This window comes from Paramicrobacterium salitolerans, assembly GCF_051513965.1.
Taxonomy (GTDB): domain Bacteria; phylum Actinomycetota; class Actinomycetes; order Actinomycetales; family Microbacteriaceae; genus Paramicrobacterium.
Map to the genome: position 1 here is coordinate 1,693,311 of NZ_CP195847.1, position 16,241 is coordinate 1,709,551.

The 16,241-nt window shown below is 64.8% G+C and carries 14 protein-coding genes; 4 read left to right on the forward strand and 10 right to left on the reverse strand.

What is annotated here, in order from left to right; all coding sequences use genetic code 11:
- Positions 1 to 4 precede the first annotated feature (4 nt).
- Complete coding sequence (locus ACSAGD_RS08100) at positions 5 to 1,612, reverse strand: carboxyl transferase domain-containing protein (protein ID WP_437582210.1); 1,608 nt, start codon at positions 1,610 to 1,612, stop codon at positions 5 to 7.
- A 109-nt stretch (positions 1,613 to 1,721) separates the two neighbouring features.
- On the opposite strand from ACSAGD_RS08100, the gene ACSAGD_RS08105 reads away from it, so the two are divergent.
- Complete coding sequence (locus ACSAGD_RS08105; RefSeq protein WP_437582211.1) at positions 1,722 to 2,315, forward strand: SACE_7040 family transcriptional regulator; 594 nt, start codon at positions 1,722 to 1,724, stop codon at positions 2,313 to 2,315.
- A 39-nt stretch (positions 2,316 to 2,354) separates the two neighbouring features.
- Here ACSAGD_RS08105 and ACSAGD_RS08110 read toward each other — a convergent pair whose 3' ends face one another.
- The 4 genes from ACSAGD_RS08110 to ACSAGD_RS08125 all read right to left on the reverse strand — a co-directional run bounded on the left by ACSAGD_RS08110 (position 2,355) and on the right by ACSAGD_RS08125 (position 8,364).
- Positions 2,355 to 3,728 carry a dihydrolipoamide acetyltransferase family protein gene (locus ACSAGD_RS08110; protein WP_437582212.1) on the reverse strand — a complete coding sequence of 458 codons (1,374 nt, stop codon included), beginning with the start codon at positions 3,726 to 3,728 and terminating at the stop codon, positions 2,355 to 2,357.
- Complete coding sequence (locus ACSAGD_RS08115; RefSeq protein ID WP_437582213.1) at positions 3,725 to 4,771, reverse strand: alpha-ketoacid dehydrogenase subunit beta; 1,047 nt, start codon at positions 4,769 to 4,771, stop codon at positions 3,725 to 3,727. Before ACSAGD_RS08115 ends, ACSAGD_RS08110 begins: the two co-directional genes overlap by 4 nt.
- Entirely contained in the window at positions 4,771 to 5,862 is a 1,092-nt protein-coding gene (pdhA, locus tag ACSAGD_RS08120; RefSeq protein ID WP_437582214.1) for a pyruvate dehydrogenase (acetyl-transferring) E1 component subunit alpha, read from the reverse strand. Before pdhA ends, ACSAGD_RS08115 begins: the two co-directional genes overlap by 1 nt.
- 216 nt (positions 5,863 to 6,078) lie before the next feature.
- Positions 6,079 to 8,364 (reverse strand): polyribonucleotide nucleotidyltransferase, encoded by a 2,286-nt coding sequence (locus ACSAGD_RS08125; protein WP_437582215.1) that lies wholly within the window; start codon positions 8,362 to 8,364, stop codon positions 6,079 to 6,081.
- A 310-nt stretch (positions 8,365 to 8,674) separates the two neighbouring features.
- Between ACSAGD_RS08125 and ACSAGD_RS08130 the strand changes: the two genes are divergently transcribed.
- Positions 8,675 to 12,133 carry a DUF3376 domain-containing protein gene (locus ACSAGD_RS08130; protein ID WP_437582216.1) on the forward strand — a complete coding sequence of 1,153 codons (3,459 nt, stop codon included), beginning with the start codon at positions 8,675 to 8,677 and terminating at the stop codon, positions 12,131 to 12,133.
- Between the two features lie 23 nt (positions 12,134 to 12,156).
- Entirely contained in the window at positions 12,157 to 13,329 is a 1,173-nt protein-coding gene (locus ACSAGD_RS08135) for an acyltransferase family protein (RefSeq protein WP_437582218.1), read from the forward strand.
- Positions 13,330 to 13,353: 24 nt separating this feature from the next.
- On the opposite strand, the gene ACSAGD_RS08140 is transcribed toward ACSAGD_RS08135, so the two are convergent.
- The 4 genes from ACSAGD_RS08140 to ACSAGD_RS08155 all read right to left on the reverse strand — a co-directional run bounded on the left by ACSAGD_RS08140 (position 13,354) and on the right by ACSAGD_RS08155 (position 15,241).
- Positions 13,354 to 14,118, reverse strand: a complete 765-nt coding sequence (locus ACSAGD_RS08140; RefSeq protein ID WP_437582219.1) for a fructosamine kinase family protein — start codon at positions 14,116 to 14,118, stop codon at positions 13,354 to 13,356.
- On the reverse strand, positions 14,115 to 14,297 hold the full coding sequence (locus ACSAGD_RS08145) for a hypothetical protein (protein ID WP_437582220.1): 183 nt from the start codon (positions 14,295 to 14,297) through the stop codon (positions 14,115 to 14,117). The genes ACSAGD_RS08140 and ACSAGD_RS08145 overlap by 4 nt, the downstream gene beginning before the upstream one ends.
- Positions 14,298 to 14,390: 93 nt before the next feature.
- Complete coding sequence (gene rpsO / locus ACSAGD_RS08150; protein WP_437582221.1) at positions 14,391 to 14,660, reverse strand: 30S ribosomal protein S15; 270 nt, start codon at positions 14,658 to 14,660, stop codon at positions 14,391 to 14,393.
- 113 nt (positions 14,661 to 14,773) lie between these two features.
- Positions 14,774 to 15,241 carry a VanZ family protein gene (locus ACSAGD_RS08155; protein ID WP_437582223.1) on the reverse strand — a complete coding sequence of 156 codons (468 nt, stop codon included), beginning with the start codon at positions 15,239 to 15,241 and terminating at the stop codon, positions 14,774 to 14,776.
- A 122-nt stretch (positions 15,242 to 15,363) separates the two neighbouring features.
- Between ACSAGD_RS08155 and ACSAGD_RS08160 the strand changes: the two genes are divergently transcribed.
- A complete protein-coding gene (locus ACSAGD_RS08160) occupies positions 15,364 to 15,552 on the forward strand; it encodes a DUF5302 domain-containing protein (protein ID WP_437582224.1) in 189 nt (62 codons plus the stop codon).
- Positions 15,553 to 15,609: 57 nt separating this feature from the next.
- On the opposite strand, the gene ACSAGD_RS08165 is transcribed toward ACSAGD_RS08160, so the two are convergent.
- On the reverse strand, positions 15,610 to 16,239 hold the full coding sequence (locus ACSAGD_RS08165; RefSeq protein WP_437582225.1) for an FMN reductase: 630 nt from the start codon (positions 16,237 to 16,239) through the stop codon (positions 15,610 to 15,612).
- Positions 16,240 to 16,241 lie beyond the last annotated feature (2 nt).

A 16,241-nucleotide genomic window follows, 5' to 3' on the forward strand; every position in this document is an offset into this window, starting at 1 on the left:
CGCGTCACATCCTGAAGAGGCCGAAGCCCGGGTCGTCAAGAGGGGTTCTGGAGCACACGTCGAGCGCGAGGCCGAGCACTGTTCGCGTTTCCAGCGGGTCGATGATGCCGTCGTCCCAGAGACGCGCCGTCGAATAGTAGGGGCTGCCCTGCCGCTCGTACTGTTCGCGGATCGGGCGGCGGAACTCCGCCTCCTCGGCATCCGACCATGTCTCGCCGCGAGACTCTCTGCCATCTCGCGTCACCGTCGCGAGCACACCGGCCGCCTGCTCTCCGCCCATCACAGAGATGCGCGCGGCAGGCCACATCCACAGGAAACGGGGCGAGTACGCACGACCGCACATCGAATAGTTTCCCGCCCCGAACGAGCCGCCGATCACCACGGTGAGCTTGGGAACGCGCGTCGTCGCGACGGCGGTCACCATCTTCGCGCCATGCTTTGCGATGCCGCCCGCTTCGTACTCGCGACCGACCATGAAGCCCGAGATGTTCTGAAGGAACAGAAGCGGCACCCCACGCTGGTCGCACAGCTCGATGAAGTGCGCGGCCTTGAGAGCCGACTCAGAGAAGAGGATGCCGTTGTTCGCGACGATCCCGACGGGATGGCCGTGGATGTGCGCGAAGCCCGTGACGAGGGTCTCGCCGTACTCACGCTTGAACTCGTGGAACTCGCTCGCGTCGACGAGACGTGCGATCACCTCGCGGACGTCATAGGGAGTGTGCAGATCGGTCGGTACAGCGTCGACGATGGTCTGGATGTCGATGACGGGCTCCCGCGATCGTTCCAGGGCCCACGCAGGCTCGGGGTCGGGTGGGAGCGTCCCGACGATGTCTCTCACAATGCGGAGCGCATCATCGTCGTCCTCGGCCAGGTGATCGGTCACTCCACTGATCCGGGAGTGCACGTCGCCGCCGCCCAAGTCTTCGGCCGAGACGACCTCGCCCGTCGCCGCCTTCACGAGCGGCGGCCCTCCCAAGAAGATCGTGCCCTGGCCCCGGACGATGACCGTCTCATCGCTCATCGCCGGAACGTATGCTCCACCCGCCGTGCATGAGCCGAGCACCGCCGCGATCTGCGGGATGCCCGCCGCGGACATCCGAGCCTGGTTGAAGAAGATGCGCCCGAAATGCTCCCGGTCGGGAAAGACCTCGTCCTGCATCGGCAGGAAGGCTCCTCCCGAATCGACGAGGCTGATGCAGGGAAGTCGGTTCTCCGCCGCGATCTCCTGCGCGCGCAGGTGCTTCTTCACCGTCATCGGATAGTACGTTCCGCCCTTGACGGTCGCGTCGTTGCAGATCACCATCACCTGCCGACCCCGGACGACTCCGACGCCTGCGACCACTCCGGCTCCCGGCGACGCGTCATCGTACATGCCCGCAGCAGCCAGAGGAGCCACCTCGAGAAAAGGGCTGCCTTCGTCGAGCAATCGGTCGATCCGTTCCCGAGGCAGAAGCTTGCCGCGCTCGACGTGCCGGCGTCTGCTGCGCTCCGTTCCCCCCTGCGCGACCGTCTCACGACGTTCTCTGAGCTCGTCCGCGAGTGCGCGCTGGGAACGCGCGTTGCGCTGCGCCTCGTCTGAGGTGGGATCGATGGCTGTCGAAAGAGTGTGCATAGCTCCCCTGTGGTCCACGGTGACCGACTTGAGTTAGTAAGTATTAACCTACGAACTCAGGTTAGTATTCAATAACTGAACTGTCCAGCGCTCGCCGAAGGAGAATCGGATGCCGGAGAAAACCCTCGGCCGCAGCGATGCGAAGAGCAGACGACGCGAACGACTCCTCGAGGCCGCGGCATCCCTGTTCGCGAAGCACGGATTCAACGGCGTCTCCATGGAAGACCTCGGCGCCGCAGTCGGGGTGAGCGGACCAGCCGTCTATCGACATTTCTCGAGTAAGCAGGCCGTTCTCGCGGAGCTGCTGATCGGAGTCAGCACCGCTCTTCTCGAGGGTGGCGAGGTCGAGACGGAACGAGCTCCCCGCGGAGAGCTGGCGTTGCGAGCGCTCATCGAGTTCCACGTGGACTTCGCGCTGCGGCATCCCGACGTCATCCGCGTCCACGATCGAGACCGAAGTGCGCTCTCCACCGGCGACGCCCACACAGTTCGGCGGCTCCAGAGACGCTATGTCGAACTCTGGGTCACTGTGCTCGAAGGACTTCGCCCCGACACCGACACCGCTGAGCTCAGGGCGCGTGCGCACGCCGCCTTCGGCCTCATGAATTCGACCCCATACGCGGTCGGGCGTTCATCGTCAGCGGACAGCGCTCGCCTTCGCTCCCTTCTGGAGCTCATGAGCTATGCGGCGCTGACCGTGTGAGAGCGGGCCGGAGAGCCTCACAGCTCCCCGGCCACGAACTCACACGAGCGCGAGAACCGTTCCCGGGTCTTCGAGCACTCGAGCCACGTCGACGAGAAAGCGCGAGGCCTGCTCACCGTCGACCAGTCGATGGTCGAATGACATGCTCAGCGTCATCACTTCGCGCAGAGCGACCTCACCGTCGTGCTCCCACGGTCGACGCCGAACGGCCCCGGCCGCCAGAATCGCAGACTGGCCCGGAGTCAGAATCGGCGTGCCAGCGTCCACTCCGAAGACTCCCACGTTGGTGAGCGTCAGCGTGCCGCCCGAGAGATCCGCAGGCGAGGTGCGCCCCTCACGCGCTGTGCCCACCAGCTCGGCGATCGCGCGCGCCAGATCGAGGAATGTTCTCGAGTCCGCGTCGCGGATGACCGGCACCACCAGGCCGCGATCCGTCGCGGCTGCGATGCCGAGGTTCACATACCGGAACTCGACGATCTCGTTCGACTCGTCATCCCACCGGGCGTTCACGGACGGAGTCCTCGCTGCGGCGAGGAGCATCGCCTTCGCGACGATCGTCATGATCGTGATTCTCACATCGGGATGCTGCTCGCGCATGCGCGCCACGAGCTCAACCGTCCGCGTCACGTCGATTGTGATGAACTCACTCGCGTGGGGTGCGGAGAACGCCGATTCGACCATCGCCGCGGCAGTCGCCTTGCGCACCCCTCGGATCGGCGTCCGCACTTCACGCGACTCGCCGTTGCTCTGCGGCGCTGCTTCCTCTGGCCTTCCCGCCCCGCCGTCGACCGCGCGCTGGACATCCTCGCGGGTGATGAGACCGTCGGCTCCTGTTCCTTGGACCGTGGTGAGATCGACTCCGAGTTCGCGGGCGAAAATGCGGACGGGAGGAGTCGTGCGAGGACGCTCGGGACGAGCCGGCTCTCGTGACTCGTCGTCAGGTGCGGCGCGCGAAGCGTCTGTCTCTTCCGACACGGCGTCGACGGACTGCGGCTCGCCCGAGGCGGACGACGACGGTGCCGCAGATGAATCTGACCTCCGCGGCTCCTCATCCACGGACCAGGCGCGACGGCGACGGGTCGGCTTCGTGCCGGCATCCTTCTTCGGACCCCAACCGACGAGCACCGTCTCACGCTCGCCGCCGGATGCTTTGCCCGAAACGTCGCCCTCACCCTCGAGCTCAAACGCGATGATCGGCTCGCCGACCTGGACGGTCGCCCCCTCGTCGGCATAGAGCGTGTGGATGACGCCGTCGAACGGGCTCGGCAGCTCGACAAGAGCCTTCGCCGTCTCCACTTCGGCAATGATCTGGTTGACGGATACAGTGTCGCCCTCGGCGACCTTCCAGCTCGCGATCTCGGACTCGGTGAGCCCCTCACCCAGGTCTGGCAGTCGGAAGTCTTTCAACGTCACTTCGCGAACCTCCAGTCCGTCAGCGAGTTTCGTCGGCCCATCGACCGATCCACGGCATCGAGGATGCGATCCAAGTCGGGGAGAAAATGCTCCTCGAAGGCGGCGGGCGGGTACGGCGTATCGAAGCCGGTGACGCGCTCAGGCGCAGCCTCGAGATACTCGAAGCAGCGTTCGGTGATCGTCGACGCGATCTCCGCGCCTATACCGCCGAAGCGCTGAGCCTCGTGCGTCACGACGAGGCGCCCGGTCACACGGACGGAAGCCTCGATCGCGGTGAAGTCCACCGGCTGCAGCGAACGCAGATCGATGACCTCGACGGAGATCCCCTCCTCCTCGGCTGCCTCGGCGACGTCGAGTGCCGTGGGGACAAGTGGCCCATAGGCGACCAGCGTCACGTCGGTACCCGAGCGGAGCACCGCTGCGGAGTGCAGATCCCGAACGTTCACCGGATCCAGATCGACCTCGCCCTTCATCCAGTAGCGACGCTTCGGTTCGAAGAACAGCACCGGGTCGTCACTCGCAACCGACTGTCGCAGCATGGTGTAAGCCTCCTGCGGGGTCGACGGCGATACCACTCGAAGACCTGCCGTGTGCGCGAAGTAGGCCTCGGGAGACTCCGAATGATGCTCGACGGATCCGATGCCACCCCCGAAGGGAACGCGGATTGTGATCGGCATTCGTACCGCGCCTCGCGTGCGGGCGTGCAGCTTCGCCACTTGAGCGACGATCTGGTCGAAGCCCGGGTAGATGAAGCCGTCGAACTGTATCTCGCAGATCGGACGATAGCCGCGGTAGGCAAGGCCCACGGCGGTTCCGATGATGCCGGACTCGGCGAGCGGAGTGTCGATCACCCGGGTGTCTCCGAACTCAGCTTTCAACCCGTCGGTGACGCGGAACACGCCACCGAGATCTCCGATGTCCTCTCCCATGACGAGCACCTTCTCGTCGTCGGCGAGGGACCGGCGAAGCCCTTCGTTTATCGCGCCGGAGAGCGTGAGGGTGCGTACGGCGCTCCTGGCGTCTGTGGATGTGTTCTCCATCATCAGCTCTCACCACCATCGAACGAGGCGAGATACGCAGCGTACTGGTTCCGCTGCCGCTCAAGGTGCGCATTCGGCTCGGCATAGACCGCGTCGAAGAACTCGAGTGGCTGTGGATCCGCAAGCCCGCGGCATCCGTCGCGGAGCTGCTTCGCGATGCGATCCGAGTGCGCCTGGACCTCCGCTTCACCCGCTTCATCGAGCGCTCCGCTTCCCGTCAAGTACGTGCGCAGACGATCGATGGGGTCTTTCTCTCGCCAGGCGGCGAGCTCCTCGTCGGTCCGGTAGCGTGTCGGATCGTCACTCGTCGTGTGAGCGCCCATCCGATAGGTGACAGCCTCGATGAATGTGGGGCCCTGACCTGAACGGGCGCGATCCGCTGCGATCCGCGTCGCGGCGAGAACGGCGAGCACGTCGTTGCCATCGACACGGACACTCGGGATCCCGAAGCCCGGCGCTCGGTCTGCGATGGGCTTCACAGCCTGCAGTCCGACGGGTTCGGAGATCGCGTAGTGGTTGTTCTGGCAGAAGAAGATGACGGGAGCCGCATAGCTCGCCGCGAAGACCATCGCCTCGTTCACGTCACCTTGGCTCGTGGCCCCGTCACCGAAGTACGCGATCGAGATGTCGTCTGATTCATCGAACCGGCACCCCATCGCATAACCGACGGCATGGAGTGACTGCGCACCGATGATGATGGCGGGAGTCGCCACTCCAATGTCGTACGGATTCCAGCCCGTGTTTGCGTTGCCGCGCCAGACCGAGATCATCGTGGTGAGATCAACGCCACGACAGTAGGCAACGGCGTTCTCGCGATAGCTGCCGAAGACGAAGTCGGCTCTGCGCAGTGCGTGGACGGAGCCGACCTGGGCGGCTTCTTGACCGAGAAGTGGGGGCCAGAGGCCGATCTCCCCCTGACGCTGCAACGCCGTCGCCTCCGTATCGATGCGGCGACTGATCACCATGTCTTCGTAGAGCGACCGCAGTTCGTCGTCTCCGACATCGGCGACCCAGGGGTCGAAGCCGGGAGCGGCTACGCGCTCTCCGTCCGGTGTGAGCAGTTGGACATACTCCCCCGAGTGTGTGAGGAGCATCGTCGGACCATGTGTGGTGGACACTGTGACACGCGTCTTTCTCTCGTGTTCCACTCGCGTCGCTTGTGGCTCGGCGAGCGGCTCCGGCCTCGTTGCCGGATTACTTCGAGACTACGTCACCGCGCAGTCGCTCTCAATGGTGCGCGCCGCTGCCCCACGCATGAGCAGACGGCCCGCCCCGCTGATGCGGGACGGGCCGTCTCTTCAGACTCGATGTCAGCTCTCGGAAGCTTCAGCAGCCTCGTCGGCCTTCTTCTCGCCGTCCTCGGATTCCTCGGCGATGACCGGCTGCAGCGAAAGCTTGCCGCGGTCGTCGACCTTGGTCACCTCGACGAGGATCTTCTGTCCGACACTGAGGACGTCCTCAACGGCGCCGACCCGCTTGCCGCCAGCGAGCTTGCGCACCTCAGAGATGTGCAGCAGGCCATCCTTGCCCGGCAGAAGCGAGATGAATGCTCCGAAGGCGGCGATCTTCACGACCGTTCCGAGGAACTGGTCGCCGACCTCCGGATTGGTCGGGTTGGCGATCGCGTTCACCTGGGCACGAGCGGCCTCGGCAGACGGACCATCGACAGCTCCGATGAAGACGGTACCGTCCTCCTCGATGGAGATGTCGGCGCCGGTCTCGTCCTGGATGCCGTTGATCGTCTTGCCCTTCGGACCAATGAGCTCGCCGATCTTGTCGACGGGGATCTGAACGCTGATGACGCGCGGCGCGGTCGGCGCCATCTCGTCCGGAGCGTCGATCGCCGCATTGAGCACCTGCAGGATCTGCGAACGGGCATCCTTGGCCTGCGTGAGGGCGGCCGCCAGCACAGATGCCGGGATGCCGTCAAGCTTCGTGTCGAGCTGAATAGCCGTCACGTAGTCGCTGGTTCCCGCCACCTTGAAGTCCATGTCGCCCAGAGCGTCTTCCGCACCGAGGATGTCAGTGAGCGCGGCGTAGCGCGTCTCTCCGTCGACCTCATCGGAGACGAGGCCCATCGCGATACCCGCGACAGGGGCACGCAGCGGCACTCCCGCATTCAGCAACGAGAGGGTCGACGCGCACACGGATCCCATCGAGGTCGAGCCGTTGGAACCGAGAGCCTCGGAAACCTGACGAATCGCATACGGGAACTCGTCACGACTCGGCAGAACCGGCGCCAGAGCGCGCTCGGCGAGGAAGCCGTGCCCGATCTCGCGGCGCTTCGGAGAGCCGACTCGGCCGGTCTCACCCGTCGAGTACGGCGGGAAATTGTAGTGGTGCATGTAACGCTTGTGCGTCTGCGGCGACAGCGAGTCGATCTGCTGCTCCATCTTGAGCATGTTGAGCGTCGTGACACCAAGAATCTGCGTCTCGCCGCGCTGGAAGATCGCGGAGCCGTGAACCCGTGGGATCACCTGGACCTCAGCGTCGAGCGGGCGGATGTCCGCGAGGCCGCGACCGTCGATGCGCACACCCTCGGTGAGGATGCGACCGCGAACGATCCGCTTCGTGACCGCCTTGTACGCCCCCGAGACCTGGCTGGCAGCCTCAGCAGGCAGCTCGCCCGCTTCGACCTTTGCCGCGATCTGCTCCTTGACGCGCTCCTTGAGCTCGTCATCGGCGTTCTGACGCTCCTGCTTGTCTGCGATCTGGTAGACACGCGACAGCTCGTCGGCCGCGAGACCGTCCACCGCGGCGAAAACCTCGTCGGTGTAGGGCAGGAAGACCGGGTAGTCCTGGACTTCCTTCGCCGAGTGCGCTGCCATCTCGGACTGTGCGCGCACGAGCTCCGAGATGAACGGCTTGGCCGCTTCGAGACCGTCGGCCACGATCTCCTCGTTGGGCTTGACGGCGCCCGCCTTGATCAGATCGAAGCTGTGCTCTGTCGCCTCAGCCTCGACCATCATGATCGCGACGTCCTGCGAACCGTCGGCGCCGGTGATGACACGGCCGGCCACCATGAGGTCGAACACAGCCTGGTCGACCTGCTCCGCATTCGGGAAGGCAACCCACTGATCGGCGTTCTGACCGTCACCCGGAATGAGTGCGAGCCGCACACCGGCGATCGGACCGGAGAACGGCAGACCCGAGATCTGAGTCGATGCCGAAGCCGCGTTGATCGCGAGCGCGTCGTAGAACTCGCCGGGGGCGATCGAGAGCACGGTGACGACGATCTGCACCTCGTTCCGCAGTCCGTCGACGAACGACGGACGCAGCGGGCGGTCGATCAGCCGGCAGACGAGAATCGCGTCGGTCGAGGGGCGTCCCTCCCGACGGAAGAACGAGCCGGGGATCTTCCCCGCGGCATAGCTGCGCTCCTCGACGTCCACTGTGAGCGGGAAGAAGTCGAAGTTGTCTTTCGGATGCTTGCTGGCCGACGTCGCCGAGAGAAGCATCGTCTCATCGTCGAGGTATGCAGCGACAGAACCCTGCGACTGCTGTGCGAGACGACCCGTCTCGAAGCGCACGGTGCGCTTTCCGAAGCGGCCGTTATCGAGCACGGCCTCCGCTGCGGTGATTTCTGGACCCTCCAAGGTCACTCTCCTTATGTGTCCGCGGGCTTGTGCCCGACGTTCACGGAGCAGAACAGGCAGTACATACTCATGACCACAGTGAGGTCGTCATGGCTGATCTCCAGTAGAAAACCGCTCTCGCTGTCGTCCGAGAGAGATCCACCACCGAGGACCAGCTTCCTGCCGGCCTGCTCCGTTCTTGCAAAGCCGATCATGTGACCGGCCAGAGCGATGGTATCAGAGAGGCCTGTTCAGAGGCTGGATTTCTGCGCTCTGGCACGCCGTCGGTGCCGGGCGCTAGCGTTGAGGCACCGACACCCGGGGAGGTCGCATGAATGGGTCGCAGATGCGGGCGGTGGCACTCGGAATCGGCCAGGGCATCTCCGATCGGTCAGCTGTCACGAGCATCCCCGACCACGGGCGCCACGGGCGTGTGCTGCGCATCGCGCTCGCTCTGCGCGGGGGCGTGAGCCTCGCCGTCTGGATCGGAGGCGCCATCGCCGAGCTCGATGTCGCTCGACGCATCAGGATCGCTGAGACGACAGACGGCTGGGATGCGTACTACGTCACCCCCTCTGAGGACGAGTCTCCCGACCTCGACGGGCCTGAGATCTCGCGCGCAACGGTGTACGCACGGCATCTGGATGCGGCGGGATACGACGCGATCCAGTTCGACGTGCTCGCCGGCGCGAGCGCGGGTGGCCTCAACGCGGTCGTCTACGGCGTCGCCCAGAGAGCCGGCGCCAGCGTCAACTCCCTTCTCGATGCCTGGCAGGAAGCCGCTGACGTGCGTCATCTCCTGCAGCCACCGGGCTTTCGCACAGCCGATTCCCTCATGCGCGGCGACTACTACTTCTGGCCGCGCGTGGAGTCCGCGCTTCACGCTCTCCACACTGAACCGGGAATCGGACGCAACCCCCTGCACGTGTCCTCGACGATCTCTGTCGACCTCGCCGCCACGATCATCGACAGCACCTCACGCAGCGTGCCCGGCTCGTATGACACGAGAGGGTACTTCCACTTCGTGGCTGACAGCGCTTCCCCGGCCGCTGAAGTCGGACGGCGCATACCCGCTCAGGTTGGAGACGGATCAGATCTGTCTCGACTGGCTTATGCCGCTCGTTCCACGTCGTCGTTTCCCGGTGCCTTCGAGCCGGCGCTCATCTTCTCGAAGACGAAGCGCGTCGGCGAGTCCGTGACGGGCGACTCGCGTCATATCGATATGTCGTTCGTCTTCAGCGGCCATCGACCGGACTGGAACCACCCTTTCCGGGTCATCGACGGCAGCATCCTCGATGATGTGCCGATCGATCAGGCGTTCCGGGCTGTTCGCCGGTCGGCATCGGCGACGCGATCGGACCGCGTCCTGCTCTACCTGGATCCGAGCCCACCTGTCCCGCCTCCCAACACGGTCCGACCGACTCGGTATGGACCGTCACCCGCCGAGGGCCCCGTGGGCGTGCTGCGACGATTCAAAGATCGCCAGTCACGCGTGCTCAATGTGCTGCGCGCCGGGCGTCATGCATCAGACGATGGAGATCCCGGTGGGCCAGAGGTCGCTCGCGTCGAACGCTTTCGCCTGGAGCTGCTGAGGGATGCCGCACGAGGCAGAGCATTCGCCACGTCGTCGGAGCGCACCGCCTTCGACCCTGAGCGCGGACGCGTTGCGTACACGCGCTATCGTGCGGCGCGCGACGCACGATATCTCACGGCCGTCACAGCAGATCCCTCGCACTGGCAGGCGAGCGCCACTCTCCCCACCCGCTCGACCTGGCTGCCGTGGGAGCAGAATTCCAGAGAGCACCTTGCCGCTGCTCTGCAGATTCGATTCGATCGCGCTGCCGACGACGCTGATGCCACGGCGCGCGAGTCGATCTGTGCCGGCCCCCAGGGACTCTACGATGCCGCGCTCTGCGCGCTGGCCTGGGTCCGAGATCTCGAGCGTCTCGCGGATCACGACGCCGCTCGCGCTGCCGCGGAGCTGAGGCTCCGCATCTATCACGTACTAGCACAGGCATCCGATGCCCGAGATGCTGTGACCGCGAGCGTGCTGACGGCCGCACACGGTGCAGCCGACCCGGCCAACGCAGCCGCAGCCGAATGGGTGAGGGCGAGCGGAGCTCACGAACTCAGCACCCTCTGGCACGCACTCGATGTCGTGGTAGGTGACGCGCGCGCCGTATCCCCGGCGGTCGCCGAGGTGCCGGACTGGAGAAACAGCCCGTTCAGCGGCGCTCCCAGTCAGGAAGACGCCTTCACAGCCCGCGACCTCCCTTCGTTCCTCGCGCCCCGGGGTATCCCCGACGCGCTCAGCTCCATCTCATTCGAGCGACTCACCGCGGCCGAGCCACCTGCACATGCCGATCAGTACGCGCCTCTTGTGAGACGCCGACGCAGCGCGCGGACCGGGCTTGCCCTCTCGCTCGACCGTCGCGATGTGACGGACGAGACGGTGACACGTCTCTATGGGACGGACACGCTGAGCGCCGAAGACAAACTCTCCGGCTCTCTCCTCTGGAACTTTGGGGGCTTTCTCAGCGCTGCGTGGCGATCGAACGACTGGTGGTGGGGGCGGCTCGACGCCTCGGCATCCCTTGTCCGCATGCTCATGCGACGGACAGACGCAGGCAGTCAGGACGCCTCAGAATCGGACGTCGACGACGTTCAGGTTGCCCTCCTGACCGAACTTGCCTCGTCAGACAATGCACCGCTGAGCGGCGAGGCCTCGGCTACCTCCGTCGAAGAGATCCGACGCCGCTTCGAATTCGGCGCGGACACACTCGAGAACCTCGCCCCTGCCTACCGACTGGCCGTAGCCTCCCGAGCCGTGCGCGTAGCCTCACGCGCGATCGCCGGATCGGTCGGCCGTCCCACTCGAATTCTCATCGGCTTACTCCGCCCGTTCGCCGTCGCGCTCCCTCTCGCCATGGCCCCACTGCGCGCCGCGGTCGTCGCCGCCATCATCGGCATCGCAGTCGCAGTGATCGGCGGAGTCGCTCCCCCGCGTGGAGTAACCGAGCTCGCCGTCACTTGGCCTGCCCATCTCATCAGCTGCGCTCTCATCAGCATCGCTGTCATCGTCGTCTGCGACTCTGCGGCGCGATGGCGACATCTGCTGAAGCGCCTGCGGCACGTGGCGATCCCACTGTCAGAGGCGACCGTCGCGGATGTGTCCGGGCTTCGGCGACGCGCGATGGCCCAAGCCACGCTCTTCGCCGCACTCAGTGTGATGACGTCCGCTGCGGCATCCGCTCTCGTCCTCGCACGAGGCTTGGATGTGACCTGGTGGCTGCTCAGCGCTTCAAGCGCGGGGTGCATCGGCGTCGCTCGCACTCGCGCGCTCACGACGTCTTCCCTGTCTCAATCTCGCCTGGGATGGCTGACAGCGCCCGCCGTGTACCTCGTCTTCGCATCGACGATCGCCGCCATCCCCTCCGTGCTCGCGCCGATTCACCTGCAGCACCGAATCGTCACTCCTCTCACGGTGGCCGTCGCGTGCGCGGCCGTCGCGCTCATACTGACCGGCGGGTGGCTGCGTTTCGGCCCCACCCTACGAGGCGTCATCGCCAATCCGCTCACCGTCAGCCTGATCGCGTCTGCCGCGGGGACACTGCCTGTGTGGCTGGCGACCCAGCTGGCCGACACACCGTTTCCCGCGCTCACAACGCTCACAACTGTCATCGCCGGAATCCTCGCATGGGGCACGGCGGTCTGGTGGCTCCCTGAGTTCCCCGGGGATGCGCATGACATCGACGCCGCGGATGACCCGCGGCACCCGGCCGCAGTTTAGAGTTGTTGGGCTGAAGGAGACACATGAGCACGACACCGCAGACTGAGCCGGCGCCCATGCCCGCGAAGAAGAAGCGCGTTCCGCTGTGGGACAATGCTCGATTCCTCTGCATCGTGCTGGTCGTCACCGGTCACGCCATCCAGCGTCTGATCGCCGACTCTGACATCGCGCTCACCCTGTATTTGGTCATCTACGCGTTTCACATGCCCGCTTTCGCCTTCGTGAGCGGCTACTTCTCGAAGTCGGGCCCGGCATCCGTTCGCCAGATGAAGCGCGTGCTCACAGACATCGTGCTGCCCTACGTGATCATGGAGACGATCTGGACGATCGTGAAGTTCTTCGCCGAGGGAGACCAGACGCTCAACCCGACGAAGCCCTCGTGGACTCTGTGGTTTCTGCTCGCACTGGCCATCTTCAGGCTCGTGCTTCCCTATCTCGCGCTTCTGCGTTGGCCGCTGTTCTGGTCCATCGTGCTCTCGGTGGGTGTCGGCTACCTCGACAACGTCGACAACACGTTCTCGCTCTCCCGCCTCTTTGGGATCCTCCCCTTCTTCGTGCTCGGCTGGCGAATCAAGCACTGGGATGTCGTCTCGCGCTGGAAGCTCGATGAGTATCGGCCCTGGTGGCTGAGACTCATCGCCGTCGCTGTCTTCGCCGCGTGGACGGCCGTCGTGTGGCTTCACATCGATCTCTGGCGCGACATCGATCTGCGCTTCTGGTTCTTCTACGACGATTCGTACGACGGACTCGGGGAGGATGCCTGGTGGGCCGGGGGCGTCCGACTCGCAATCATCATCCTCAACGTCATCCTCATCGCCGCGTTCATGCTTCTCGTTCCGCGCCGCAAGAGCTGGATGACGGGCTTCGGTCAAGCCACCATGTACGTCTATCTGCTGCACAGCTTCGCGCTCTACCCGATCCGCGAGTCCGGCATTCTCTCGAAGGCGGAGCACGCTGATCTGCTTCTCCCCGTGATGGTCATCATCGCGATACTTCTCTCCATAGCTCTCTCCACGGAGCCTGTGCGACGGTTCTTCCGGCCACTCATCGAGCCGAAGCCTCGATGGCTGTTCGCAAAGGACGATGGGATGCCGGCCGGACCGAGTCGAACAGATCCGACCGGTTCACGACGCCCACGGACGGCGAGCGTCCCGACCGTCTCTCCGAGGAAAACCAAGCGCGACGAGGATTCCTGAGCAGGGGCGCACACAGCGTCGACGTCAGACGAGATCGAGCACTCTGCGCGCGGCACGCGCGAGTTCAACGCCATACCCTCGACCATGACCGGCTGCGTGCACGGCCAGTGGGTGGAGCTGGTGAACGGGGACGCGCTCCTGCCATCCGGTGATGAGAGGATGCCGCGACTCATAGCCCGCCACGATGCTGTCGATCTCCGGGCATCCGAACAGCGCGAGCATCGCAAGATCAGTCTCTCGATGGCCGCCGTGGGCTGCGGGGTCGATCAGAACGACCTGATCCGCCCAGAGCACATTGCCGTTCCAGAGATCTCCGTGAAGCCGGGCCGGCGGCTCCTCATCGTCGAAGGTTCCCTCCGCGATCAGATCGCACGCGTCCTCCACGACGCGACGCTCCGATCGAGCGAGGTTTCCGGCGTCGACCGCGATATCGAGGAAAGGGCGTACGCGCGCAGCGACATAGAACTCGCCCCAGTGAGATGATGTCATCGTCGGCATCTCACGACGCCCGATGTACAGAGGGCCGTCCCACCCCGCAGGTGACGCCCCGAAGGAGGCCGCGCCTGCGTCATGCGTTCGCGCAAGTGCCTCGCCGAACTCCCGAGCGGCCTCTGCGCTCGGCCGACGTTCGTGGATCCGCTCGAGAACGATTCGCCCGGGCGACACGTCGAGCACCTCGGCACAGCGCGCTCCCCCGGCAGCCGCGAGCCAGCGAAGCCCAGCCGCCTCGGCCTCGAAGAATCCGGCTGGCGCAGCCCGACTCTCTTTGACGACGGGCGACGCAGTCACTCGCGCTTCCGCACGGCGATGAAGAAGACACCGACGAGGATCGCCGCGATCACCACAGCGAACAGCGCCTTGACGAGGAAGATCGCGACGTGGAACAGCGCACCGATCAGGTTCCAGACGATCACGACGGCAACGATGAAGATGACGATTCCCAGAACCGTCTTCAGCACTCGGCTCACGAGGCATCCTTTCGCGGTTTGCTTGCTCCAGCCTACGTCAGACGGCCGCCACCCGAAGGGTGACGGCCGCCTGGAAGAAGTGCGATTGAACGCTTATCGGCGCAGACCGAGACGCTCGATGAGCGCACGGTAGCGGTTGATGTCGACGTCTGCCAGGTAGCCCAGCATACGACGGCGCTGACCGACGAGAAGCAGCAGACCACGACGCGAGTGGTGGTCGTGCTTGTGGTGCTTCAGGTGCTCAGTGAGGTCGGTGATGCGCTTCGTCATCACGGCGATCTGAACCTCAGGGGATCCAGTGTCACCGGGGTGCGTAGCGTACTCTTCGATGATCGCCTTCTTGGTCTCTGCATCAAGTGCCATAGAATCGATCCCCTTTCCGTCGTTGCGCGGTGCCCGTCACCCTGTGTGCGAGCTCTCTTTATCCGCGGCCGTTATACGGCAACCTGACAATACTAGCAGACGGATCGCCGCAGTCAGGCTTCCGTGCCCTCCGCAACATGCGCTCGAAGTCGAGCGCGCCTGCGCGACCCGACCCAGACCAGAACCAGCAGACCAAGGCCCGTCCCGAGGGCACCACCGAGGGTGTTCGCGGCCACGTCGCTCAACGTCGCATAGCGCGTCGCTGCGAGCACGATCGCTTGGAACGACTCGATGAAGACCGTATACCCAAGGCACAGGAGGATGGCGATCCACCAGCGAGATCGTCCGAGCAGTATGACGAGCAGCGCGCCGAGAGGAACGAACATGCCGATGTTCGCGATGAACTCGAGCCGATCGAAAGTGATCCAGGCGGACATCGGATGCCGTGCGAAGAAGGACAGCACACGATCGATGGTGCCGGATACACCGTCATCGAACGGAGCGGGCGTGAGTGTGACGAGCCCGATGAACACCGCGTAGGCGAGCGTGAGCACGAGGCAGAGCAGACGTCGACGCGGCATCCCACTATCTTGCCGCACCGTGATGAGAGACCTCTGGTGCGAGCGGCATCCGTGCAATAGTCTGAATCGAACCGCGACCGCCGCGGAGGCGATCCTCGCCCAAGGGGGAAGCAAGGAGGACCATGAGCTCCGACAAGCCGACAGCATCTGGACCGTCTGATGACGTGAAGCGGAAATTCAGAGAAGCTCTCGACCGTAAGAAGGACAACGCACGTCCGGAGGGCGAGCCTCATCTGAATGAGTCATCTCCCGTGGATCATGCGCAGCGCCGCCCTGATCAGTCACGGGATTTCCGTCGCAAAACGGGTTGACGTCACACGCAGAAGCGGGCCGCCGAGAATATCTCGGCGGCCCGCTTTCATACCCGCTCAGTTTCCTTGAAAGCCCCCGAGGAGCTGATCGTAGGTCTCATCGAGCGCGAAGGGGTCACGCACGTTCTGCGACCGTTCGGAGTGCTCCATGAGATTCGCCAACTCGCGTGCAGCGCGGTCGATGCGGTCGGGAAGCGCCTTGACGGTATCGGCCCCGGTGCCCCAGTCTTCGCTCGCGGCATACACACTCGTCGGCACGACGACCGAGTGCATGTAGTTGAACAGTGGCCGAATCGCGTAATCGAGCGCGAGGGAGTGACGCGGAGTGCCTCCCGTGGCGCCGATCAACACCGGAAGATCCGTCAGAGCCGTGTTGTCGATGATGTCGACGAAAGACTTGAACAGTCCGGCATAGCTCGTCTTGAAGATGGGCGTGACAGCGACCAGACCATCCGCGTTCGTGACCGCCTCGATGGCTGACTCCAGCTTCTCGTCTGCGAAGCCGGTGAGGAGATTGTTCGTGATCGCGTGCGCGAGATCGCGCAACTCGATCGTCGTGACCTTCACCTCAACATCGCGGTCAGCGAGGATCGCGGTCGTAGCCTCGGCCAGTCGGTCGGCCAGCATCCGCGTCGAAGACGGGTTGCTCAGCCCCGACGACACGACAGCGAGCGTGCGGGTTGTCATAT

Coding starts and splice junctions, on each gene's coding strand:
- ACSAGD_RS08165 (WP_437582225.1), bottom strand. CDS start 16,239: ATGACAACCCGCACGCTCGCTGTCGTGTCGTCGGGGCTGAGCAACCCG.
- ACSAGD_RS08115 (WP_437582213.1), bottom strand. CDS start 4,771: ATGATGGAGAACACATCCACAGACGCCAGGAGCGCCGTACGCACCCTC.
- ACSAGD_RS08100 (WP_437582210.1), bottom strand. CDS start 1,612: ATGCACACTCTTTCGACAGCCATCGATCCCACCTCAGACGAGGCGCAG.
- pdhA (WP_437582214.1), bottom strand. CDS start 5,862: ATGCTCCTCACACACTCGGGGGAGTATGTCCAACTGCTCACACCGGAC.
- ACSAGD_RS08105 (WP_437582211.1), top strand. CDS start 1,722: ATGCCGGAGAAAACCCTCGGCCGCAGCGATGCGAAGAGCAGACGACGC.
- ACSAGD_RS08160 (WP_437582224.1), top strand. CDS start 15,364: ATGAGCTCCGACAAGCCGACAGCATCTGGACCGTCTGATGACGTGAAG.
- ACSAGD_RS08155 (WP_437582223.1), bottom strand. CDS start 15,241: ATGCCGCGTCGACGTCTGCTCTGCCTCGTGCTCACGCTCGCCTACGCG.
- ACSAGD_RS08130 (WP_437582216.1), top strand. CDS start 8,675: ATGAATGGGTCGCAGATGCGGGCGGTGGCACTCGGAATCGGCCAGGGC.
- ACSAGD_RS08135 (WP_437582218.1), top strand. CDS start 12,157: ATGAGCACGACACCGCAGACTGAGCCGGCGCCCATGCCCGCGAAGAAG.
- rpsO (WP_437582221.1), bottom strand. CDS start 14,660: ATGGCACTTGATGCAGAGACCAAGAAGGCGATCATCGAAGAGTACGCT.